Origin of the sequence: Micromonospora sp. NPDC047812 (assembly GCF_040704175.1) — a bacterium.
GTDB lineage: Bacteria > Actinomycetota > Actinomycetes > Mycobacteriales > Micromonosporaceae > Micromonospora.
This window is the reverse complement of sequence record NZ_JBEYRY010000001.1, coordinates 447,150-470,286: the sequence shown is the minus strand read 5'-3', so window position 1 is coordinate 470,286 and position 23,137 is coordinate 447,150. Positions and strand designations below refer to the sequence as shown.

The following is a 23,137-nucleotide window of genomic DNA, read 5'->3' as shown; positions in this document are numbered from 1 at the left end:
GGCCCCCCCGGGTGTTCTTACTGGCCCTGGCCCCGCCCCGGGCGTCCGCCCGGGCGGGGTGTGGGGGGGGGGGGGGGGGGGGGCCCCCCCCCCCCCCCCGGCGGTGGCGCGGACGTCACCGGGGGTGGTGCGTCAGGAGACCGTGCAGGGGGTGCCGTTGAGGGTGAATGCCGTGGGTTTGGGGTTCGAGCCGGTGTGGGTGCCGTTGAAGCCGAAGCTCGTCGACGCCCCCGGCGCGAGCCGGCCGTTGTAGGAGATGTTGGTGGCGGTGACCGCGGTGCCGGTCTGGGTCCAGGTCGCCGACCAGCCCTGGCCGACCTTCTGGCCGGCGCTGGGGAAGGCGAAGGCGAGCGTCCAGCCGTCGATCGTGGTCGTGCCGGTGTTGGTGACGGTGACGTTCGCGGTGAAGCCGCTGTCCCAGGCGTTGGTCGTCCAGGCCACCGCGCAGCCGCCGGAGGCGGGCGGGTCAGCGGTGGTGACGGCGACCGGCGCGGACGCCGCCGAGGCGTTGCCGGCCGCGTCCACGGCCACCACGTGGAACTGGTACGCGGTGGCGGCGGTCAGCCCGGTCACCGCCAGCGTGGTGCCGGTGGGCGAGCCGACCAGCGCGTCGGTGGCGCCGGCCTCGCGGTAGACGCGGTAGCCGGTGACGCCGACGTTGTCGGTCGACGCGGCCCAGCTCAGCGTGAGCCCGGTGGCGGTGACCGCCGAGGCGGTCGGCGTGCCGGGGCGGGTCGGCGCGACGGTGTCGGGGGCTGGCGCGGCGGGCGTGGTCACCTCGGCCACGGGCGAGGCGGCGGAGCGGTTGCCGGCGCCGTCGCGCGCCCGCACCGTGAACCGGTACGTGCGCTCGGGTAGCAGCCCGGTCACGGCCAGGGAGTTGGTGGCGGCGTTGAGCAGGACGAGCGCGTCGCTGCCGACCTGCGCCTGGGTGACCTCGTAGCCGGCCAGCCCGCTGCCGCCGGCGTCGGTGGAGGCGGGCCAGGTCAGGGTCAGCCCGGTCGCGGTGACCGCCGAGGCGACGGGGGTGCCGGGGGTGGTCGGCGCGGTGGTGTCCGGGGTGGCCGGCGCGGGCTCCTCGCCCCAGACGCGGGTGGCGCCGGAGTAGAGCGTGACCTTCCGGTTCGGCCCCGCCGCCGCCTGGTACGACGGGTCGTTGGTCGGGTCCCAGGTGCCGCCCTCGGGCACGCCGATCTTGAACTGCACCTCCATCCGGTGCTGCGACTGCCCGGCGGGCGCGATGGTGTGCCCGGTGCAGTCCACCTCGACGTACCAGACGTCGCCGGAGAACTGCCTGGCGCTGGACGGCGACGGGCAGCCCTGGGTGTAGCCGGGGGTCACGGTGACCGGGCCGGTGCCGTCGGGGCGGAAGTAGTAGCGGAACCTGCCGTCGGTCAGGGCGCGGGCCGGGAACGCGGACTTGTTGTAGACGATGGCCTTGAGGCCGGTGGCGCGCGGCTCGGCCTGCATCACCGTGGTCTCCACGGTCAGCTCGTCGATGTCGGGCGTCTCGGCGCGGGGGAAGCCGGCGAGCGGGGTGCCGCCGTACTCCTGGGTGAGCCGGGCCAGCGCGGAGCTGAAGCCGGCGTTGTAGTCGGTGGCGACCTCGTTCATCACGTAGTCCGACCGGTTGTCGGTGTACGCGTCGTTGGCCGCCGACGGGCCGCCGACCAGCGCGCCGTAGAGGGTGTGCCGCGTCTCGACGGGCACCGTCTGGCTGTCCCACCAGGAGCCGTGCGCGGTGCGGTGGTGCGGGTTCTTCGGGGAGTTGGCCCCGAAGCCGATGACGTAGCTGGAGGCGCGCGGGTTGTCGCCGAGCGCGTAGTCGATCTGCCGGACGGCGAAGTCGTGGTAGCGGGCCTTGCGGGTGGCGTCGGTGGTCTTGTCGCTGTAGACGAGGGCGGCGAAGGCGGTGTTCGCCGCGTAGCGCAGCGCCCCCCACGAGTCGAGCACGGCCATCCCGCCGGGCGAGTACGGCACCCGCTGCCCGTTGACGCCGACGGTCCAGTAGTCGAGCCAGCGGTTGGCGTCGTCGACGTACTTCTGCTTGCCGGTCAGGTTGGCCAGCAGCACGTACGCCCCGAACTGCTTGTTGTCCCAGGCGATGGTCCACTTGTAGGACCGCGTGGTGCTCTGGTTCTCGGTGCCGAGCTTGTCGTACTCGCTCTCGGCCTTCGCGAGGTAGGCGGCGTCGCCGGTGGCCCGGTACAGCCAGATCGCGGACCAGACCAGCTCGTCCTGCCAGCCGCTCCAGGAGCGGTAGAAGCTCGTCGCGTCGGTGATGCACTCGTGGTAGCTCCTGCGCACCGTGTCGGCGAAGGTGTGCAGCTGCTTCGCGTGCCCGAGCAGCCGGTCGGCGTAGGCGGCGTCGGTGGGTCGGAAGACCATCGACGACGCGGCCATCGCCGCCGCCGTCTCACCGGCCAGGTCCGCGCCGCCGCAGCTCGCGTCGATCTTGTACGCGGGCCGCGCCATCGGCATCACCTCGGCCGGGCCCCACCACTTGTGGTCGTCGTCGCCCTTGCCGACCTGGCCGTAGAGGACGTTGGGGGCCGGATGCGCCCGGATGAAGTAGTCGTTGACGAAGCGCAGGTTGTTGAGCAGGTGGGGCAGCTGGCCGGAGGCGACGTAGCCGGCGCGGTACTCGACGGCGCCCCAGGCCAGCATGGTGGCGCTGAACGCCATCGGGAAGCCGAACTTGACGTGGTCGCCGGCGTCGTACCAGCCGCCGGTGAGGTCGAGCCCGACGTCGGCGCCGTCGGTGAGCGCGGAGTCGCCGCGCCAGGAGACCCGGTTCCAGTCCGGCAGCGGGCCGGACTGCTGCGCCTCGTAGAAGTAGAGCGACTTCTGCAACGCCTCGGCGTAGTTGAAGGCGCCGGCCGCGGCGGGGACGGGCGCGGTCCGCGTGGCGCCCCCGGCGGCGGGCGCCGCGGCGGAGGCGGGCACCGGGGCGGTGACGGCGAGGGCGAGGCCGGCGGCGAGGGCGGTGCCGGCGGCCAGCAGGCGGGGCAGCCAGGGCTGCTCGCCCGGCCGGCGCGGACGTCTCGGGTGACGCATGACGGTGCTCCTGTCGGTGGCGTCGCCGGCGGCACCGGGGACGGCGCGCGGGATCGTGATCGGGGCGTGCCGGCGAAGGTGGTGGGGGGTGCGGCCACGGGTCCGGGAGCGCTCCCATGGATGACCGACAATGTAATGCGGCGGTCGCCGGTTTGTGAAGACGCCGGCAGCGGGGCGCCTGCGTGGGGTCGCTGACAGGAAAGCCCTTACCTGTACACCGGACATTCGTCACACCATTGAGAATCGTGAATTGGATTCCGGCGTACGGGCAGGTCAAAGCCGGGACAGGCGGGCGGATACGCGTGCCGCGGCCAGGCGGGCGGCGGGGCGGGCGTTCCGGCATACGAACGTACTGTTGCCGCACCGCTTTCCGGCGCGCGACAGTACGCCACATCAGCGGTGCCATCGACGCCGCCGCTCCCCCGGCCAATCCTGAGGAGATCGCGATGGCTCTACGACTCGCCGACGGCACCGCCTGGTCCGACACCCTCGCCCGCGCGGTGGCCGCCACGCCCGAGGCGTTCGGCTCCCCGGTCGACGGTGTCACCACGCTGCACAACCTCGTACGCGGCGACTGGCACGCCGTGGGCTCGCCCAGCCCCGTCCGCACGCCGGTGGACAACACCGTGCTGGTCAACCTGGCCCGCCTCGACGCGGAGTCCGCCCGCGCCGCGGTCGCGCACGCCGCCGCCGCGCACCGGGTCTGGGCCGCCACCCCGCTCGCCGACCGCAAGGCCCGGGTCACCGACGCCCTGGACGCGCTCACCGCCCACCGCGACCTGCTCGCCCTGCTGCTGGTCTGGGAGATCGGCAAGCCGTGGCGGCTCGCCTGCGCCGACGTGGACCGGGCGCTCGACGGCGTCCGGTGGTACGTCGGCGAGATCGACCGGATGCTCGCCGACGGCCGGGAGCCGCTGCCGGGACCGGTCAGCAACATCGCGTCGTGGAACTACCCGATGAGCGTGCTCGTGCACGCCGAGCTGGTGCAGCTGCTCGCCGGCAACGCCGTCATCGCGAAGACCCCGTCGCAGGGCGGGGCGGTCTGCCTCACCGTCGCGCACGCGCTGATGCGCCGGGCCGGGCTGCCCGCCACCCTGGTCTCCGGCGGTGGCGAGGAGCTGTCCGAGGTACTGGTCCGGGCGCCGGAGATCGGCGCCGTCGCGTTCGTCGGCGGGCGTTCCAACGGCGGCAAGGTCGCCGCCGCGCTGCTCGACTCGGACAAGCGGCACTTCATCGAGCAGGAGGGCCTCAACGCCTGGGGCATCTGGGACTTCTCGCAGTGGGACCTGCTCGCCGGGCACCTCAAGAAGGGCTTCGAGTACGGCAAGCAGCGCTGCACCGCGTACCCGCGCTTCGTGGTCCAGCGGGACCTCGTCGACGAGTTCCTCGACATGTACCTGCCGGTGGTGCGCTCCGTCCGGTTCGGACACCCGCTCGCCGTCGGCGACGACTGGACCGCCGGTGACCCGCTGCCCGAGCTGGACTTCGGCCCGCTGATCAGCGCCGCCAAGGCCGACGAGCTGCGCCGCAAGGTCGACGAGGCGGTACGCGGCGGCGCGGTGCCGCTGCACCGGGGCAAGCTGCACGGCGCGCCGTTCCTCGACGGGCAGGACACCTCCGCGTACGTGGCGCCGTCGGTGCTGCTGGCCCCGCCCGGCCGGTCCCGGCTGATGCACGCCGAGCCGTTCGGCCCGGTCGACACCATCGTCGTGGTGGACACGACCGACGAGCTGCTGGCCGCGATGAACGCCTCGAACGGCGCGCTGGTCGCCTCGCTGGCCTGCGACGACGAGGAGCTGGCCGGCAAGCTCGCGGTCGACCTCCAGGCGTTCAAGGTGGGCATCAACAAGCCGCGTTCCCGGGGCGACCGCGACGAGCCGTTCGGCGGCCGGGGCGCGTCCTGGAAGGGCGCCTTCGTCGGCGGCGACCTACTGGTGCAGGCGGTCACCCAGGGCGGCGACGGCCGGCTCTACGGCAACTTCCCCGACTACAGCAGCTACCCGACGACCTGAGGCGCGAGGAGGGGCCCTTCCTGCGCGAGAGGCGTCAGCAGGGGCCCCTTCCGTTCACCACGGGCGCGCCCACGGTGAGCGGGACGGTGAGGGTGACCAGCGCGCCGTCCCGCTCGGTCGGGGTGGGCCGACCGAGCCGCCGCACGGTACGCAGCATCGGGGCGTTCTCCGCGTGGACGTGCAGCACCAGGGCCGCGTAACCGGCCTGCTCGGCGTGCCGGACCAGCCGGCGCAGCAAGGCCGAGCCGAGGCCCCGGCGCTGCCAGTCGTCGCGCACCAGCAGCGCCAACTCGGCCTCGTCGCCCTCGGCGAGCAGGTTGGCCATCGCCACCACCGGCTCCGTCGCCCCGGCTTCGCCGGCCGTGGCGAGCAGGGTCACGCCCCGGGCCGGCTCCAGCAGCCGGCGCAGCCGGGCCGGCTGGGGAACCGCCGCACCGCCCAGGTAGCGGCGGTGCCGGCTGCGCGCCGAGCAGCCCTCGTGCAGCTCGATCACGCCGGGCAGGTCGTCGACGGTCGCGGGCCGTACGGCCGCCTCGGCGCCGTCGGGGAGCACCAGGGTGACCTGCTCGGCGGCCCGGCGCGCGACGGCGGCCGACAGCTCGACCAGGGCCTGGGCCCGGGCGTACTCGGCCGGGGTGAAGCCCGGCACGGCGCGGCGCAGCGCGTAAGACCCGCCGGCCGGGTCGTCCAGCAGCATGGTGGTGTCGGCGAGCCCGCCGCCGGGCCCCGCCGACGCCGGTCGCCAGGTCACCGCGTCCGCGCCGAGCAGGGCGCGCAGCGCCTCGCCGGTCGCGTCCGGGTCCCGCACCAGCCGGGTTGCCAGGCCGAGGGCCCGGGTCGGCTGGTCGGCGAGGCCGCGCGCCTCGCTGCGTGCCACCCAGCAGTCCCGGCCCCGCCCCCGCCGCACGGCGGCGACGAGGCCGGCCTCGTCGAGCGTGTCCGGCGCGTCGACCAGGAAGTCGTCGACGGCGCCCCGCTCGGTGGTGTGCACCTGCACGGCGAGGATGTTGACCCCCCGCAAGGCCAGGCTCGCCGTCAGCACCGACAGGTAGCCCGGCCGGTCGTCCACGGTCGCCCGGATCCGCCACAGCGTCATGGTTTCGCTCCCTTCCCCGGTACGAGGCTCACCGGTCGCTGTTGCGGGCCGGTTGCCCCGGGGTGACGGCTCCGGTTCGGCGGCGCGACCTGCGCCACACCGACCGCCGCCCGGCCCGCCCGGCTCAGGGGTTCGCGGCCACCGGCGGGGCCCCGACCAGGTCGAGCCGGTCGCCGAGGATCACCGCGGCGGCCCGGACGAGCTGCGCCAGCCGGTCCACCTCCGTGGCGTGGAACGCCGCCGCGGCCGGCGCCCCGGCGCACTCCCGGGCCACCACCAGCACCAGGCCGGCCCGGCCGAACGGCGCGACCGCGAAGTGCGCGCCGCCGGGCGTGCTGAGCGCCCGGGCCCGCAGCGGGGTCACCTCCGGCAGCGGCGGCGGTACGGGCGCGCGCCAACTCGCGTACCCGACGGTCGCCTCCCCTGCGGCGCCCGTCCGGGCGGCCCAGTCCACCGGCACCACCGCGGCGACCGCCCAGTCGGCGGCCAGCAGCCCGGGAACGGCGTCGACCAGGGTCGCCACGCCGTCGACCGGGTTGGCCGCGACCTGGGCCAGCAACTCGGCGTCCTGCCCGGAGGTGGTGGGCGCGCCGATCGCCCGCCACACCCCGTCCACCCGGACGCCGGGGATCGCCGCCAGCCCGGCGAGCAGCCGCTCGACCCGCGCCGCGCCCGGCCAGACCACGGTGAAGTCGTCCACCGCCCGCCCGCCGAGCCGCTCCAGGACGACCACCTGGACGATGTCCGCGCCGGACACGCCCATGGTGCGCGCCACCTGACCGAGCGTGCCCGGACGGTCCGGCAGGGTGACCCGAACTCGCAGCAACATGTCTGAACCCTCCGCTCGGCGGGCCGGCGCCGCTGGCCGGCAGGCTGGGCCCCAGCCTGGGCGTTGGCCGTTTCGCCCCTGTTGCCGCGGCGTGTCCCGAGGGTCAAATCCCGACCTTGACAACATGGCGGAGCTGCCATCAACTAATCGGATGACCGAGCCGGCCGTCGACGCGCACGGGCCGGGCAGCGCGACTGCCCCCGCCGCCGCCCCCCGCGGGCTGGATCTCGACCGGCTCGCCGGTCACCTGGCCCGGCACCGGCCCGAGCTGGCCGACGGCCCGCTGCGCGCCCGGCTGATCGCCGGCGGCAAGTCCAACCTGACCTACCTGCTGGCTGTCGGCGAGCGTGAGGTGGTGCTGCGCCGCCCGCCGCTCGGGCACGTGCTGGCCACCGCGCACGACATGGCCCGGGAGTACCGGGTGATCTCCGCGCTGGCGCCGACCGACGTGCCGGTGCCGGCCGCGCTGCTGCTCTGCGAGGACGCCGAAGTGATCGGCGCGCCCTTCTACCTGATGGAACGGGTGCGCGGCGAGGTGTTCCGCACCCGCGCCCAGACCGACCCGCTCACCGCCGACCAGCGGCGCGAGCTGGCGCTGGCGATGATGGACACCCTCGCCGCCCTGCACGCGGTCGAGCCCGCCTCGGTCGGGCTGGGCGACTTCGGCCGGCCGGAGGGCTACCTCGCGCGGCAGGTCCGCCGCTGGGCCGGCCAGCTCGACCGGTCCCGCAGCCGGCCGCTGCCCGGCATCGAGGAGCTGCGGGACCTGCTCGCCGGCACCGTGCCGGAGGGCGCCAACGCCGGCCGGATCGTGCACGGCGACTACCGGCTGGACAACCTGCTCGCCACCGTCGACCCGGTGGCCGTACGGGCCGTGCTCGACTGGGAGATGGCCACCCTCGGCGACCCGCTGGCCGACCTCGGGCTGCTGCTGACCTACTGGGACGTGCTCGGCGGCAGCGAGTCGGCCGCCGGCAACCCGGTCGCCGACGGGCTCGGCCCGCGCGCCGGGTTCCCCACCGGGACGGAGCTGATCGCGCGGTACGCCGGGCGCGGCGACGTCGACGTCGGGCCGCTGCACTGGCACGTCGCGCTCGGCTGCTTCAAGCTCGCGGTGATCTGCGAGGGCATCCACTACCGGCACACTCTCGGGCAGACGCTCGGCGAGGGCTTCGACCGGATCGGCGACATGGTGGCACCGCTGGTCGAACACGGGCTGACCGCCGCCAGGGAGCGTTGATGGACTTCGCCTACGACACCCGCACCGAACAGCTGCGGGTCGAGCTGACCGCGTTCCTGGACGAGCACGTCTACCCGGCCGAGCCGGTGCACGCCGCGCAGGTGGCCGCCGCCGGCGACCCCTGGGCCCGGCCCCCGGTGATGGCCGGGCTGAAGGCCGAGGCGCGCAAGCGCGGGCTGTGGAACCTCTTCCTGCCCGACCCGCGCCACGGCGCCGGCCTGACCAACCTCCAGTACGCCCCACTGGCCGAGCTGACCGGGCGCAGCCCGCACCTGGCCCCGGAGGCGCTCAACTGCGCCGCGCCCGACACGGGCAACATGGAGCTGCTCGCCGAGTTCGGCTCGCCGCAGCAGCAGGAGCGCTGGCTGCGGCCGCTGCTGGAGGGCGAGATCCGCTCCGCGTTCTGCATGACCGAGCCGGAGGTGGCGTCCTCGGACGCGACCAACATCGCGACCCGGATCACCCGCGACGGCGACCACTACGTGGTCAACGGGCGCAAGTGGTGGTCGTCGGGGGCGATGGACCCGCGCTGCGAGATCTTCATCGTGATGGGCAAGACCGACCCGGAGGCCGACCGGCACCGCCAGCAGAGCATGATCCTGGTGCCCCGGGACACCCCCGGCATCGCCGTGCGGCGGGGCATGACGGTGTTCGGCTACAGCGACGCCTCGCACGGCGGCCACGCCGAGATCGACTTCACCGACGTCCGCGTGCCGGCGGAGAACCTGGTCGGGGCGGAGGGCACCGGCTTCGCGATCGCCCAGGCCCGGCTCGGCCCCGGCCGGATCCACCACTGCATGCGACTGATCGGCATGGCGGAGCGGGCCCTGGAGCTGCTCTGCCGGCGGGCGCTCGAGCGGGTCGCGTTCGGCCGGCCGCTCGCCCAGCAGGGCGTGGTACGCGAGTGGATCGCCGAGTCCCGGGTGCGCATCGAGCAGGCCCGGCTGCTGGTGCTCAAGACCGCCTGGCTGATGGACACGGTCGGCAACAAGGGCGCGCACTCCGAGATCCAGGCCATCAAGATCGCCACTCCCGCCATGGCCGAGTGGGTCATCGACAAGGCCATCCAGGCGTACGGCGGCGCCGGCGTCAGCCAGGACACCCCGCTCGCCGCCCTCTGGGCCCAGTCGCGGACGCTGCGCCTGGCGGACGGCCCCGACGAGGTCCACCGTTCCTCGCTCGCCAAGCGCGAACTGCGCCGCTGGTCGGACTGACCACGGCACCGACCGACCCCGCCCGCCGGACGCCCGCCGGACGCCCGCCGGACGTCCGTCCGGCGCCCCCGGCCGGGCCCACGCCACAGCCCGCCCGGCCACCCGACGAGCTCCGGACGGCCGGGCGGCCGACGGACGCCGGGCGGACGGGCAGCAGGCTGCGGGCTGCGGGCTGCTTGGACAGCTCCGCAACCAGCCCCAGCGGCGGACGGGCGGCCGGGCATGCTGCGGTATCGACGCTGTCGAGCTGATGTCACAGACGACTCAACGACGACGGTGACTGCGCGGACCCGCCCGCCCCGGAGCGAAGCGGTCGCCGACCCGCGCCGGCGATGATGTCCGTGGACGACTCACCTCGACAGGCACACCGGTCAGGCGGAGGCGCGTTCGATCAGCTGGGTGTCGAGCAGGATGTGGGGCGACGGAAGCTCGTCGCCACGGATGCGGCTGACCAGCAGGCGGGCCATCTGCCGGCCCATCTCCTCCACCGGCTGGAAGACCGTGGTCAGCGGCGGCTCGGACTGCCGGGCGATCGGGGCGTCGTCGAAGCCGACCACCGCGACGTCCTCCGGCACCCGCCGGCCCGCCTCGCGCAGCGCACGCAGTGCCCCGAACGCCATCAGGTCGGAGGCGACGAAGACGGCGTCGAGGTCGGGGCAGTCCTCCAGCAGCCGACGCATCCCGGCGGCCCCGCTGCCCTCGCTGAAGTCGCCGTACGCGATCAGGGCGGGGTCGATCCCGCCCCCGGCGGCCCGGACCGCCTCCTTGTAGCCGGTCAGCCGGCCCAGGCCGGCGCCCATGTCCTGAGGGCCGGCGATGGTGGCGATGCGCCGCCGCCCCCGGCCGGCCAGGTGTTCCACCGCCCGCCGGGCGCCGCCGACGTTGTCCACGTCGACGTAGTACGCCGGCTGCGCGCCGGGTTGCAGCATCCGGGCCGGGCGGCCGCCCAGCACGGTGGGCAGGCCGCGCTCCTCCAGCAGGGTGGGCAGCGGGTCGGAGTCGTGCAGCGACAGCAGCAGGACCCCGTCGACGTGCTGGTTGGTCAGGTGGTGCTCGACCCGCTCCCGCTCGATCGGCGACTGCACCATGGCCAGCCAGAGCTGCAACGGGGTCTCCAGCAGCCCCGAGCTGACGCCCCGGACGATGCCGGCGAAGAACGGCTCGGTGAAGACCCGGTCGCCGGATTCCGAGACCACCAGGGCGATCGAGTCGGTGCGCTGGGTCACCAGGGCACGGGCGGCCCGGTTCGGCACGTACCCCAGCTCGGCGATGGCCTGCTGCACCGCGGCGCGCGCCTCGGGGCTCACCTGGGGTGAGCCGTTGACCACCCGGGAGACCGTCCCGCGACCGACGCCGGCGCGGGCGGCGACGGCGTCGAGGGTCGGGCGCCCGAGCGACCGGGTGCGCTGCGTTGTCATTGTCTGCTCCTCCGACGGCGGACCGGCCCCGGCGCCACCCCGTGCGGGGTGGCGCCGGGGCCGCCCGTTGATGGCTGGCCCTGGCCTATTGTGCGGCCAGACCGTTGCGTCGGATCACCTCGGCGTACCACCTGGCGCTGGACTTGGGGATGCGGACCTGGCTGTCGTAGTCGACGTGGACCATCCCGAACCGCTTGGTGTAGCCCCAGGCCCACTCGAAATTATCCATCAGCGACCAGGCGAAGTACCCGCGCAGGGGCACCCCGGCCTCGATCGCCTCGTGCGCGGCGCGCAGGTGGGCGTCGAAGTACGCCAGCCGGTCGACGTCGTCGACCTGCCCGTCGACCACCTCGTCGACGAAGGCCGAGCCGTTCTCGGTGACGTAGAGCGGCAGGTCGGTGTACTCCTCGTGCACCCGGCGCAGCGTCTCCACCAGACCGGGGGCGTCGATCTCCCAGTTCATGTCGGTGACCGGGACGCCCCGGGTGACGAACCGGACGTCCTCGCTGCCCGGCCAGCACGACGGCGCCCGCCAGTACGGCTCAGGCTCGGCGCCGGGGACCGGGGCGGCCACCACGTGGCGGCTGTAGTAGTTGACGCCGACCACGTCCAGCGGGGTGGAGATGGTCGCCAGGTCGCCGTCGCGCACGTGCCCGAAGTCGGTGACCTTGCCGAGGTCGGCCATCAGGTCCGCCGGGTAGGACCCGCGCAGCAGCGGGTCCAGGAAGAAGCGGTTGGCCAGCCCGTCGATGCGCCGCGCGGCGTCGACGTCGGCGGGCGCGTCGCTGGCCGGGGTGACCGGGTAGAGGTTGACCGTCACCCCGACCTCGGCGGTCGGCCGGGCCGCGCGCAGCGCCTGCACCGCGAGGCCGTGGCCGAGCATCAGGTGGTGTCCGGCCCGTACGGCGTCCGCGCCGTCCGAGCGGCCCGGCGCGTGCACCCCGGAGCCGTAGCCGAGGAACGCCGAGCACCACGGCTCGTTGAGCGTGGTCCAGTAGCGCACCCGGTCGCCGAGCGCGTCGGCGACCAGCGTGGCGTAGTCGGCGAACCGCGCGGCGGTGTCCCGGGCCGGCCAGCCGCCGACGTCCTCCAGCGGCTGCGGCAGGTCCCAGTGGTAGAGGGTGAGCCACGGCTCGATCCCGTGCGCCAGCAGCTCGTCGACGAGCCGCCGGTAGAAGTCGAGCCCCTCGGCGTTGGCGGGGCCGGTGCCGCCCGGCTGCACCCGCGGCCAGGAGACCGAGAACCGGTACGACTTCAGCCCCAGCTCGGCCATCAACGCGACGTCGGAGCCCATGCGGTGGTAGTGGTCGCAGGCCACGTCGCCGGTGTGCCCCTCGACCACCCGGCCGGGGGTGTGACTGAAGGTGTCCCAGATCGACGGGGTCCGGCCGCCCTCGGCCGCCGCGCCCTCGATCTGGTACGCGGCGGTGGCCGCGCCCCAGAGGAAGCCGGGCGGGAAGGTCAGCGGCGGACGGTCGTTGACGACACCGACGGCGGGCGGGCTGGCGGGGTTGCTCACGACTTGACGGCACCTTCCATGATGCCGCCCACGATCTGGCGGCCGAACACGATGAACACGATCACCAACGGTAGAGTGCCGACCGCCGTGGCGGCGAACACCTGCGAATAGTCGGTGTAGTAGGCGTACGACAGGAAGGCCAGCGAGACCTGGAGCGTCGGGTTCTCGGAGGTGAGCACCGCGTACGGCCACAGGAACGAGTTCCAGGTCTCCATGAAGGTCAGCAGGCCGAGCACGGCGGCGGCCGGGCGCAGCGCGGGCAGCACGATGTTCCAGTAGATGCGGAAGGTGCTCGCCCCGTCCACCCGGCCCGCCTCGATCAGTTCGTCGGAGATGGCCTGGGTGGCGTACTGCCGCATCATGAACACGCCGAACGCGCTGACCAGGAACGGCACGGTCACCGCGTAGAGGGTGTCGAACCAGTTGAGGTCCTGGATCATGCCCCAGAGCGGGATGAGGCCGAGCTGCGTCGGGATCATCATGGTGACGATGATCGTCAGTAGCAGGGCGTTGCGGCCCCGGAAGCGCAGCTTGGCGAAGGCGAAGCCGGCCAGCGAGCCGGTGATCACCACGGAGACCGTCACGATGCCGGAGACGATCACCGAGTTGAGCAGGCCGGTGAGGAAGTTCGCCGCGTCGTTGTCGAGCACGCGGCCGAAGTTGTCGCCGAACGACCCGGCGGGCGTGACCGGCGGCGGGACGTCGTTGATCGAGTCCAGGCTGCGGGTGGCGATGACCACCATGTAGTAGAACGGGTAGATCGAGAAGAGCGTCGCGAGGACGAGCGCGACGTAGGTCAGCGGGCTGGTGCGCCACAGGCGCCGGGATGCCGAGTTCATCTGGGCGTTCCTCACTTCACCGTGCGGCGGACGAGCAGGAAGTTGATCCCCGAGACGAGGGCGATCATCAGGAACATCGCCCAGGCGACCGCGGCGCCGTAGCCGGCGGTGTTGAGGTTCTCGATGCCCAGCTCGTACATGTACATGGCCAGGGTCTGGAACTCGCGCTGGTCGCCGCCGATGATGTTGCCGTTGGCGAAGACGAGCGGCTCGGTGAAGAGCTGGAGCCCGCCGATCGTGGAGAGGATGACCACGAAGACGAAGGTCGGCGTGAGCATCGGCAGGGTGATCCGCCAGAACTGCTTCCACTGGCTGGCGCCGTCGAGCGCCGCCGCCTCGTACAGGTCGCGCGGGATGGCCTGCATGCCCGCGAGCAGGATCAGGGTGTTGTAGCCGGTCCACCGCCAGTTGACCATGGAGGCGATGGCGGTCCAGGAGCTCCAGCGCTCGGCGTCCCAGTCGACCGCGTCGATGCCCACGAAGCTCAGCAGCCAGTTGATCACGCCGAAGTCGCGCTGGAAGAGCATGCCGAAGACGATCGCCACGGCGGCCACCGAGACCACGTTCGGCATGAAGATCGCCATCCGGAACAGCGTGCGCGCGCGCAGGAAGGTGCGGTTGAGCAGGTTCGCCAGGAACAGGGCGAGCAGCAGCTGCGGGATGGTCGACAGCAGGAAGATGCCGAAGGTGTTGAGCGTGGCGTTCCAGAAGTACTCGTCCTTGACCAGGGCGACGTAGTTGTCGACCCCGATGAAGCTGTGGTCGCCGATCAGGTTCCAGTCGTGCAGGGACATCCAGGCGGTCCGCAGCATCGGGTAGAGCCCGAAGATGCCGAAGATCACGAAGAACGGCGCGATGTAGAGGTACGGCGAGTACTTGAGGTCCAGCCGGGTCAGCGAGTGCGACCGGGACCGGCGCCGCGCGGGCGGGCGGGGTGGCGGTGCGGCGGGCGACGGCGGCGCCGTCGTGGCCGAGAGGCTCATGGGGGGTCCTTTCCCGGCGTCGGCACGGGCGCGCGCCGACGCCCAGGCGCTCTTACGCGAAAACGGGACGGCGCCGATGGCGTCCGGGGCGGAACGGGGACGGCGCCGGTGGCGTCCGGGTGTGTGGACCCGGACGCCACCTGGCGACGAGGTGGGTCAGAAGGCGCCCTGCGTCTTGGCGTCCTTGGCGAACTGCTCCCAGGCCTTGTCCTTCGTGGCCTGTCCCTGTTCGTACGAGCGCAGCGCCGGCTCGAACGCGTTCTCCTTCACCGCCTGGTGCTTCGGGCCGAGGTGCAGCGGCTGGATCTTGGCGACGCTCTCACCGAAGATCTTGCCGGTCGGCGCGTTGTTGAAGTACTCGTTGGTGTAGGCGAGGAACTCCTGGTTCTTCAGCGCCTCCAGGTTGGTCGGCAGCGGGCCCTTGAGCTTGAACGCCGCCACCTGGCTCTGCGCGTTGGTCAGGTACTCGGCGAGCTTCGCCGCCTCCTTGGGGTACTTGCTCTGGGTCGGCACGCCGAGCCAGGAGCCACCCCAGTTGCCGGCGCCGCCGGGCACCGGGGCGACGTCCCACTTGCCCTTGTTCTCGGGGCCGGAGTTGTCCGCGACGATGCCGAGCATCCAGGACGGGCAGAAGGTCGCCGCGAATGTGCCCTGCTTGAAGCCGGCCGACCACTCCGGCGACCAGGTGGCCGTCTCGGCGGTGATGTTGGCGTCGGCCATCGCGACCGCGGTGTCCCAGGAGGTCTTCACCGCCGCGCTCTTGTCGGCGACGATGTTGTCGTCCTTGTCGTAGAACAGCTCGCCGCCCTGCTGGAACATGACCGCGCTGGCGGCGGTGGTCACCGAGTCGAGCAGGCCCTTGCCGGTGGCGGTGCGGTACTTCTTGCCGGTCTCGATGAAGGCGTTCCAGTCCGGCCAGAGGGCGGCGACCTGGTCCCGCTCGACCGGCAGCTTGGCGGCCTGGAAGAGGTCACGGCGGTAGCAGACGGCGAGGCTGCCGACGTCGGTCGGCAGACCGATCAGCCGGCCGTCGGGCGCCTTGCCCAGCTCCCACTTCCAGGGCAGGTATTCCTTGCTGTGGTCGGCGACCAGCGGGGCGAGGTCGGCCCAGTTGGCCGGGTTGGCCTTGAACTCGTTGAGGATGCCCTCCTCCAGGGCGACCACGTCGGCCGCGCCCTTGCCGGTGGCGAGCGCCCGCACGATCTTCGGCCGGTACTCGTTGAGCTGGGCGGTCTTGCGCAGCTCGACCTTGATGCCGGTGTCCTTCTCGTACTGCTTGATGATCTCGTCGTAACCGAACTCGCCGAACGTGTCGACGACCAGCTTGGCGGGCTTCTCGCCGGCCGCGGGCGCGTCGTCGTCCTTGCCGCAGGCCGCGAGACCGCCGATGGCGGTTATCGCGGCCAGGGCGGCAGCCGCCATGCGGGTGCGCCGCGTGGTGAGGCTCATCGGAGACCCCTCTTTCGGTGGTGAGGCTGACTGGGTGTGGTGGGGGGTGCCGTGCGCGCCGTCGGCGCCGGTCGGGGCCGGCGGTCGACGTCCGGAGCGGGGCGCGGGTGAGTCGTGCCACGTTCGCGGGAGCGCTCCCATGAGATTGCCGGCGGGTGTCAGGGGTGTCAATAGGCCCTTGGGAGCGTTCCCAGATCGTTACCGCGAGTGCGTGCGCCCCGACCGCCGCACGTTCACGGGCCGGCCCGCCGCGCGGCGCCACCTGGGCATCCGTCGCGTTGAAGCGGTTCAGTGCGCCCGGCCGGGGGCGACGGACACGCTGAGCAGCCCGTCGGGCACGCCGGGTGCGGGCGGGAGGCGTCTCAGCCGAAACGGTTCAGCAGAAGCGGCGCAGCAGGGTGCCGGCCCGCCCCGCGTCGAAGGTGGCCGGGTCGAACCGGTCGCCCACCCGGTCCCGCGCCTGGAGGTGCTCCGGGTGGCCCGGGTCCGCCAGCGCGGCCAGCAGCGCCTGGTAGCCGGCCGGGCCGCCGACGTCCTCCGGCGGGCACGCCCGCTCGCCGTCCAGGCAGGACGGGTACCGCTCGTCCGGGTCGGCCGTGAAGGCGTCCTCCACCACCAGGCCGTGCTCCCACCAGTCGCCGAAGTCGTACGTGTAGTGCAAGCGGCTGCCCTTGCCGACCACCGCGTCGAGGCGGACGTCCAACTCGTCGTGCAGGGCCAGCTCGCCGTCGGGGTCGGGCTCGCCGTACTGGCGGCCCTCGATCTCGAACGAGTGCAGGTGGCAGTCCCGCCAGCCCATGGCGTGCTGCACCACCCGGTGCAGCCGGTCCAGGGTGTAGCCGCCCGGGACGAGCACCCTGCGCCAGACGGGCGGTCGGACCCCGGCCAGGGAAATCTTCAGCTGGAAGATCTGACGCGGCATGCTGTCCCATCCTTCCTCGGCATAGGCTGCGGGCATGATCTGCCGAGCGTGCCGGGCCAGGCGGCACGACGACTGTCCGGGGCGGAACTGGTGCGACTGCCAGCACCGTACCCCCCGACCCACCCCTCCGGTCACCGGTCCGGCCGGCGAATGAGCGTCGGAATCCCGATTTCGGCGCTCTGGCCGCAGCCGTCGGCCCGGCCGCTGGACGACGCCGCGCTCACCGCGCTCTACGGCCGGTCCGACCGTCCCCACCTGCGGGTGAACTTCGTGACCAGCGTGGACGGCGGCGTCTCCGTCGACGGCTACTCCGCCGGGCTCTCCGGCGAGCCGGACAAGCGCGTCTTCGGGCTGCTGCGCATGCTCTGCGACGCCCTGGTCGTGGCCGCCGGGACGCTGCGGCACGAGGGCTACCGGGCGGTACGCCTCAACGAGCGCCGCCGGGCGTGGCGCCGCGAGCACGGCCTGCCCGAGTACCCGACGCTGGTCGTCGTCTCCGGCTCGCTCGACCTCGACCCGGCGCAGGCCGCGTTCGCCGACGCGCCGGTGCGGCCCGTGGTGCTCACCCGGGCCGACGCCGCGGCCCCGCCCGGCCTGACCGGGGTCGCCGACGTCGTACGCTGCGGCGACGACCGGGTCGACCTCGCGGCGGGCCTGGCCGAGCTGCGCCGCCGCGGCCTCGGCCAGGTGCTCTGCGAGGGCGGCCCGCACCTGTTCGGCGCGCTCACCGCCGCCGATCTCGTGGACGAGGTCTGCCTCACCGTCGCCCCGCTGCTCGCCGGCGCGGGCCCGGGGCGGATCACCGCCGGCGACGCCAGCGACGTGCGCCACCTGCCGCTGCGACACGTGCTCGCCGCCGCCGACGGGGTGCTCATGCTCCGCTACGCCCGCGACTGACCGTGGTCGGCCGGGCACCCTGCGGCTGAGCGCCGTCGGCGGCGGCGTGGCGTCCGCCGCGTCGCGTGGCAACGTGTCGTACTCCTCGGGCAGGATGCAGGCGTGTGCCCCGACCGCGACGACCAGCCGACCGGAGTTGCCCGATGACTGACGACGGGTTCGACGGCCCGGGCGAGGTGGTCGGCCGGGTGCTGGGCACCGCCGACGCCACCCCCCTGCAGTTCTGGACCGCGGTCTCCCCCGGCAGCTACCTCCAGCTCGACGACGTCGTGGTGACCCGGCGGGAGCTGCCCGACCGCGAGCCGGTGACGATCGCCGGGGTGGTCACCCAGGTCCGCGCCCGGCACGAGGGCGCCCAGTTCGACTCCGACGTCTTCGCCATCGCCGACGGCACGCTGCCCGCCCAGGTGCAGGAGGCCGCCGAGATCACGACCACCCGCGTCGATCCGGAGCTCTACGTGCCGCCGTCGCCCGGTGCGGTGGTGCACCGCGCCGAGGGCGACGCCCGCGCCCGGGCGCTGCACTTCGACCGGATGGAGCGGCGCATCCCGATGGGCATGGGCCGCGACGGGGTGCCGGTCTACCTCAACGCCGACTTCCTCGACGGCAGCCGGGGCGCGCACGTGTCGATCTCCGGCATCTCCGGGGTCGCCACGAAGACGAGCTTCGCCACCTTCCTGCTCTACTCGGTCTTCCGGTCCGGGGTGCTCGGCGGCGACGCGGTCAACGCCAAGGCGCTCATCTTCAACGTCAAGGGCGAGGACCTGCTCTTCCTAGACCATCCCAACACCCGGCTGGACGACCCGACCCGCGCCGCGTACGCGAAGCTCGGCCTGGTCGCCGGCGCGTTCCCGGACGTGCGGGTCTACGCCCCGCCCCGGGTGGGCGACTCCTCCGGCACGCCCGACGTGAGCAGCCGCCTCACCGGCGTCGACAGCTTCTACTGGACGCTGAGCGAGTTCTGCGCCGACCGCCTGCTGCCCTACGTGTTCGCCGACGCCGACGACGAGCGCCAGCAGTACACGATGGTGGTGCACTCGGTCACCGCCCACCTGGCCCGGCACGCCCAGCCCGCCGACGGCGGCATCAGCATCGACGGGGTGCGGCTCGGCTCGTACGCCGACCTGGTAGACCACGTCGTCGACCAGCTCAACGACGACGAGACCCGCTCCGACTGGGCCGGCAGCGCCGTCGGGCTCGGCACGGTCAACGCGTTCGCCCGCCGGCTGATCGGCAGCAAGAAGGACCTGTCCCGGCTGATCCGGGGCGACCTGGCCACCCGCCGCCCGCACTCGATCAACACCGCCGAGAGCGCCCAGGTCACCGTCGTCGACCTGCACAACCTCCCCGACCGCGCGCAGCGGTTCGTGGTCGGCGTGACGCTGAAGAGCGAGTTCGAGCGCAAGGAGAAGTCCGGCACCGCCAAGCCGCTGCTCTTCGTGGTGCTCGACGAGCTCAACAAGTACGCCCCCCGCGAGGGCTCCTCGCCCATCAAGGAGGTGCTGCTCGACATCGCCGAGCGGGGTCGCTCGCTCGGGGTGATCCTGGTCGGCGCCCAGCAGACGGCGAGCGAGGTGGAGCGGCGGATCGTCACCAACTCGGCGATCCGGGTGGTGGGCCGGCTCGACCCGGCCGAGGCGTCCCGCCCGGAGTACGGCTTCCTGCCGCCCGCCCAGCGGCAGCGCGCGCTGCTGGCCAAGCCGGGCACGATGTTCGTCAACCAGCCCGACATCCCGGTGCCGCTCTGCCTGGAGTTCCCGTTCCCGGCCTGGGCCACCCGGGTCTCCGAGGCCGGCCGCGCCCCGTCCGAGACCCTCCGGTCGATCACCCAGTCCGTCGACCCGTTCGCGGTCGTCGGCTCCGGCGGCGGCACCAGCGACGACGACATCCCGTTCTAGGGGAGACACCGGTGAGCGCGAGGAGTGAGCTTGCGAGCCCCGCAGTCGCGAACGAAGGGCTGGCACGGGTGAGCGCGAGGAGTGAGCTTGCGAGCCCCGCAGCCGCGAACGAAAGGCTGGCACCGTGAAGATCCTGCACACCTCCGACTGGCACGTCGGCAAGGTCCTCAAGGGGCAGTCGCGGGCCGAGGAGCACAAGCGGGTCCTGGCCGGCGTGATCGACGTCGCCCGCGCCGAGGCGCCCGACCTGGTCATCGTCGCCGGTGACCTCTACGACACCGCCGCCCCGTCGCCCGAGGCCACCCGGCTGGTCACCCGGGCCCTGACCGCGCTGCGCCGCACCGGCGCCGACGTGGTGGCCATCGGCGGCAACCACGACAACGGCCAGGCCCTCGACGCGCTGCGGCCCTGGGCCGAGGCCGCCGGGATCACCCTGCGCGGCGGGGTCCGGGACAACCCGGACGAGCACGTCATCGACGGCACCACCGCCGGCGGTGAGCGCTGGCGGCTGGCCGCGCTGCCGTTCCTCTCCCAGCGCTACGCCATCCGCGCCGTGGAGATGTACGAGCTGACCGCCGCCGAGACCACCCAGACGTACGCCGACCACCTGGGCCGGGTGCTGGGCCGGCTGACCGAGAGCTTCACCGAACCGGACCGGGTGCACCTGGTCACCGCCCACCTGACCGTGGTGGGCGCGACCACGGGCGGCGGGGAGCGCGACGCGCACACCGTGCTGGGCTACGCGGTGCCGGCGACCGTGTTCCCGGGCACGGCGCACTACGTGGCGCTGGGTCACCTGCACCGCTCGCAGCGGGTGCAGGGCCCCTGCCCGATCCGCTACAGCGGCAGCCCGCTGGCGGTCGACTTCGGCGAGCAGGAGAACGTGCCGTCGGTGACCGTCGTCGAGGTCACCGCGACCACGGCGGCGCAGATCCGCGAGGTGCCGGTGACCGCCGCCACCACGCTGCGCACCGTCCGGGGCACCCTGGCCCAGCTCGCCGAGACGCAGGTGCCGGACGACGCCTGGCTGCGGGTGTACGTCCGGGAGCAGCCGCGCGCCGGGCTGCGCGAGGAGGTGCAGGAGCTGCTCCCCTCGGCCCTGGAGATCCGGATCGACCCGGAGCTGGTGCCCGCCCCGGGCAGCGGCGCCCGGGTGGCGCAGCGGGCGGGCCGCTCGCCCCGGCAGCTCTTCGCCGACTACCTCGACAGCCGGGGGCACACCGACGACGGGGTGCGGGAGCTCTTCGACGAGCTCTTCGAGGAGGTCGATCACTGATGCGGCCGATGCGGCTGGACATGGCGGGCTTCACCGTCTTCCGCGACGAGACCACGGTCGACTTCACCGACGCCGACTTCTTCGCGCTGGTGGGGCCGACCGGCTCCGGCAAGTCGACGGTGCTGGACGCCATCTGCTTCGCCCTCTACGGCACGGTGCCCCGCTGGGGCGGGGCCCGGGGCCTGTCCAACGCCCTGGCCCCGTCGGCCACCGAGGCGCGGGTCCGGCTGGTCTTCGAGTCCGCCGGTTCCCGCTACGTGGCGACGCGGGTGGTCCGCCGGGACGGCCGGGGCAACGTCAAGACGGCCAACGCCGGGTTGCAGCTGATGCCGGCCGGTTTCGACGTGACCAAGCTCGACACCGGGTTGAGCCCGGACGACCTCGGCGAGGCGGTGGCCGGCACCCCCGCCGAGATGGAGCAGGCGGTGCTGGAGGCGGTCGGGCTGCCGTACGAGCAGTTCACCAGCTGCGTGGTGTTGCCGCAGGGGCAGTTCGCGGACTTCCTGCACGCCAAGCCGGCGACCCGGCAGCAGATCCTGGTCAACCTGCTCGGTCTCGGCGTCTACGAGGACGTGCAGAAGAAGGCGACCGCGCGGGCGGCGCAGGCCGAGGCGAAGCTGGAGGCGGTCGACCAGGCGCTCGCCGGGCTCACCGACGTCGACGACGCCGCGCTGGAGGCGGCGACCGGGCGGGTCGACCGGATGCGGGAGCTGGCCGGGGCGGTGGCGAGCGCCGTACCGGAGCTGGAGGCGGCCCGGGCGACGGCGCGGGAGGCGGGCGCGGCCCTGGCGGCCCTCGACGCCGACCTGGCGGTGCTGGCCGCCGTGCGCGCGCCGGACGGGGTGGCGGAGGTGGCCCGGGCGGTCGCCTCGGCGCGGGCCGGCGCGGACGAGGCGGCGACGACGGTGTCGCTGGCCGAGGAGCGGGAGGAGAAGCTGCGCGGCGAGCTGGCCGCCGCCGGCGACGAGAGCGCGCTGCGGCTGCTGCTGCGGGCGTACACCGACCGGGAGAAGCTGGCCGGCGAGGCGGCGGCGGTGCGCGCGGCGGTGACCGGGGCGCAGGCCGAGCACGGCGCGGCGGTGGCGGCGCTGGCGGAGGCGCGGGCGGCGGCCGAGCGGGCCGAGGCGGAGCTGGAGGCGGCCTTCCGCGCCCACGAGGAGGCGAAGGCGACCGACCAGGCGGTGGCGCTGCGCGCGCACCTGCGCGACGGGGCCACCTGCCCGGTCTGCGAGCAGACCGTCGCGGCGGTGCCGGCGGTGCCGGCCGACTCGGCGGTGGCCGCCGCGACGGCGGCGGGACGGGCGGCGCGGGCCGCCAGCAAGGCCGCCCAGGCGGTGGTGCAGGAGCGCGACGGCGCGGCCCGGGAGCTGGAGCGGGTGCTGCTGCGCGCGCGGGCCCGGCAGGACCAGGTGCAGGCCCGCCTGGCCGAGCTGGACGACCAGCTGGCCGGGGCGGCCGAGCCGGCGGTGCTGCGCCGCGAGCTGGACGACCACGCGCGGCTGCGCCGGGCGCTGGAGGAGTCGGCGGCGGCGGTGCGGGCCGGCCGGGACGCCGCCCGGCGGGCCCGGGCGGCGGTGGACGCCGCCGAGGAGCGGCTGCGGGCGACCTGGCGGGCGTTCGACGCGGCCCGCGACGGGCTGGCCCGGTTCGGGCCGCCGACGGCGGACCGGGACGACCTGGGCGCCGCGTGGGCCGCCCTGACCGGATGGGCCGGCGAGGAGGCGGCGCGCCGCCGCGCGGAGCGGGCCGGGCGGGCCGCGGCGGTGACACAGGCCGAGGCGGTGGCCGCGGGCGTCGGCGAGCGCATCGCGGGCGTCCTCGCCGCCGCCGGGCTGCCGCCCGCCGACGATCCGCTGCGCGCCACCGACCGCGCCCTGGAGCGGGCCGAGGCCGACCTGCGCGAGCTGGAGCGGCGCCGGGAGCAGGCGGGTGACCTGCGCGAGCAGCGGGCCGGCTACGAGCGCGAGGCGCAGGTGGCACGGGCCCTCGCGGGGCACCTGCGGGCCAACAACTTCGAGCGGTGGCTGCTCGCCGAGGCGTTGGACCTGCTGGTCGACGGCGCCTCGGGCATCCTGCGGGAGCTCTCCGGCGGGCAGTACGACCTGGTGCACGACAAGGGCGAGTTCTTCGTGGTCGACCACCACGACGCGGGGCTGCGCCGGGGCGTGCGCACCCTCTCCGGCGGCGAGACGTTCCAGGCATCGCTGGCGCTGGCGCTGGCGTTGTCGGAGCAGCTCGCCGGGATGTCCACGACGGCGGCGAGCCTGGAGTCGATCGTGCTGGACGAGGGCTTCGGCACGCTCGACGCGGCCACCCTCGACACGGTGGCCGCCACGCTGGAGAACCTGGCCGCCCGGGGCGACCGGATGGTGGGGGTGGTCACCCACGTGCCCGCCCTGGCCGAACGCATCCCGGTCCGCTTCGAGGTCAGCAAGGACGCCCGGTCGGCGCGCGTGGAACGGACCGGTCGGTGAGCGGGGCCCCGGCG

The 23,137-nt window shown here is 74.0% G+C and carries 16 protein-coding genes; 7 read left to right on the top strand and 9 right to left on the bottom strand.

All coding sequences use genetic code 11. The annotated features are described in order from the left end of the window. Positions 1-132: 132 nt before the first annotated feature. Positions 133-3,057 (bottom strand): glycoside hydrolase family 9 protein, encoded by a 2,925-nt coding sequence (locus AB0883_RS02090; RefSeq protein WP_366638717.1) that lies wholly within the window; start codon positions 3,055-3,057, stop codon positions 133-135. A 446-nt stretch (positions 3,058-3,503) separates the two neighbouring features. On the opposite strand from AB0883_RS02090, the gene AB0883_RS02085 reads away from it, so the two are divergent. Then, positions 3,504-5,069 (top strand): aldehyde dehydrogenase family protein, encoded by a 1,566-nt coding sequence (locus AB0883_RS02085; RefSeq protein WP_366638716.1) that lies wholly within the window; start codon positions 3,504-3,506, stop codon positions 5,067-5,069. Between the two features lie 34 nt (positions 5,070-5,103). On the opposite strand, the gene AB0883_RS02080 is transcribed toward AB0883_RS02085, so the two are convergent. Continuing rightward, entirely contained in the window at positions 5,104-6,165 is a 1,062-nt protein-coding gene (locus AB0883_RS02080; RefSeq protein WP_366638714.1) for a GNAT family N-acetyltransferase, read from the bottom strand. A gap of 124 nt (positions 6,166-6,289) precedes the next feature. After that, positions 6,290-6,994, bottom strand: coding sequence for an amino acid-binding protein (locus AB0883_RS02075; RefSeq protein ID WP_366638712.1), 705 nt, complete (start codon positions 6,992-6,994; stop codon positions 6,290-6,292). 151 nt (positions 6,995-7,145) lie between these two features. Here AB0883_RS02075 and AB0883_RS02070 point away from each other — a divergent pair, with 151 nt between their 5' ends. Together AB0883_RS02070 and AB0883_RS02065 are read left to right on the top strand one after the other, a co-directional pair. Beyond that, positions 7,146-8,234, top strand: coding sequence for a phosphotransferase family protein (locus AB0883_RS02070; protein WP_366638711.1), 1,089 nt, complete (start codon positions 7,146-7,148; stop codon positions 8,232-8,234). After that, complete coding sequence (locus tag AB0883_RS02065; RefSeq protein ID WP_366638709.1) at positions 8,234-9,448, top strand: acyl-CoA dehydrogenase family protein; 1,215 nt, start codon at positions 8,234-8,236, stop codon at positions 9,446-9,448. The genes AB0883_RS02070 and AB0883_RS02065 overlap by 1 nt, the downstream gene beginning before the upstream one ends. 371 nt (positions 9,449-9,819) lie before the next feature. On the opposite strand, the gene AB0883_RS02060 is transcribed toward AB0883_RS02065, so the two are convergent. From AB0883_RS02060 to AB0883_RS02035, 6 genes are all read right to left on the bottom strand, one after another. Further along, positions 9,820-10,866: a LacI family DNA-binding transcriptional regulator gene (locus AB0883_RS02060; RefSeq protein ID WP_366638708.1), complete on the bottom strand. Its 1,047-nt coding sequence runs from the start codon at positions 10,864-10,866 to the stop codon at positions 9,820-9,822. An 85-nt stretch (positions 10,867-10,951) separates the two neighbouring features. Beyond that, positions 10,952-12,385, bottom strand: a complete 1,434-nt coding sequence (locus tag AB0883_RS02055; RefSeq protein WP_366638706.1) for a GH1 family beta-glucosidase — start codon at positions 12,383-12,385, stop codon at positions 10,952-10,954. Then, positions 12,382-13,224 carry a carbohydrate ABC transporter permease gene (locus tag AB0883_RS02050; protein WP_121395889.1) on the bottom strand — a complete coding sequence of 281 codons (843 nt, stop codon included), beginning with the start codon at positions 13,222-13,224 and terminating at the stop codon, positions 12,382-12,384. The genes AB0883_RS02055 and AB0883_RS02050 overlap by 4 nt, the downstream gene beginning before the upstream one ends. Before the next feature lie 11 nt (positions 13,225-13,235). Then, the gene (locus AB0883_RS02045; RefSeq protein WP_366638704.1) at positions 13,236-14,207 is read right to left on the bottom strand and encodes a sugar ABC transporter permease; all 972 of its coding nucleotides are present in this window, start codon (positions 14,205-14,207) and stop codon (positions 13,236-13,238) included. 156 nt (positions 14,208-14,363) lie between these two features. Next, positions 14,364-15,656 carry an extracellular solute-binding protein gene (locus AB0883_RS02040; RefSeq protein ID WP_121395891.1) on the bottom strand — a complete coding sequence of 431 codons (1,293 nt, stop codon included), beginning with the start codon at positions 15,654-15,656 and terminating at the stop codon, positions 14,364-14,366. A gap of 376 nt (positions 15,657-16,032) precedes the next feature. Then, positions 16,033-16,578 (bottom strand): plasmid pRiA4b ORF-3 family protein, encoded by a 546-nt coding sequence (locus tag AB0883_RS02035; RefSeq protein WP_366638702.1) that lies wholly within the window; start codon positions 16,576-16,578, stop codon positions 16,033-16,035. A 150-nt stretch (positions 16,579-16,728) separates the two neighbouring features. On the opposite strand from AB0883_RS02035, the gene AB0883_RS02030 reads away from it, so the two are divergent. The 4 genes from AB0883_RS02030 (at position 16,729) to AB0883_RS02015 (ending at position 23,123) form a co-directional block, all read left to right on the top strand. Then, positions 16,729-17,475: a pyrimidine reductase family protein gene (locus AB0883_RS02030; RefSeq protein ID WP_366638700.1), complete on the top strand. Its 747-nt coding sequence runs from the start codon at positions 16,729-16,731 to the stop codon at positions 17,473-17,475. 143 nt (positions 17,476-17,618) lie between these two features. Further along, positions 17,619-19,373: an ATP-binding protein gene (locus AB0883_RS02025; RefSeq protein ID WP_366638699.1), complete on the top strand. Its 1,755-nt coding sequence runs from the start codon at positions 17,619-17,621 to the stop codon at positions 19,371-19,373. A 124-nt stretch (positions 19,374-19,497) separates the two neighbouring features. Beyond that, positions 19,498-20,649, top strand: coding sequence for an exonuclease SbcCD subunit D (locus AB0883_RS02020; protein ID WP_366638697.1), 1,152 nt, complete (start codon positions 19,498-19,500; stop codon positions 20,647-20,649). Beyond that, entirely contained in the window at positions 20,649-23,123 is a 2,475-nt protein-coding gene (locus tag AB0883_RS02015; RefSeq protein ID WP_366638695.1) for an SMC family ATPase, read from the top strand. The genes AB0883_RS02020 and AB0883_RS02015 overlap by 1 nt, the downstream gene beginning before the upstream one ends. Positions 23,124-23,137 lie beyond the last annotated feature (14 nt).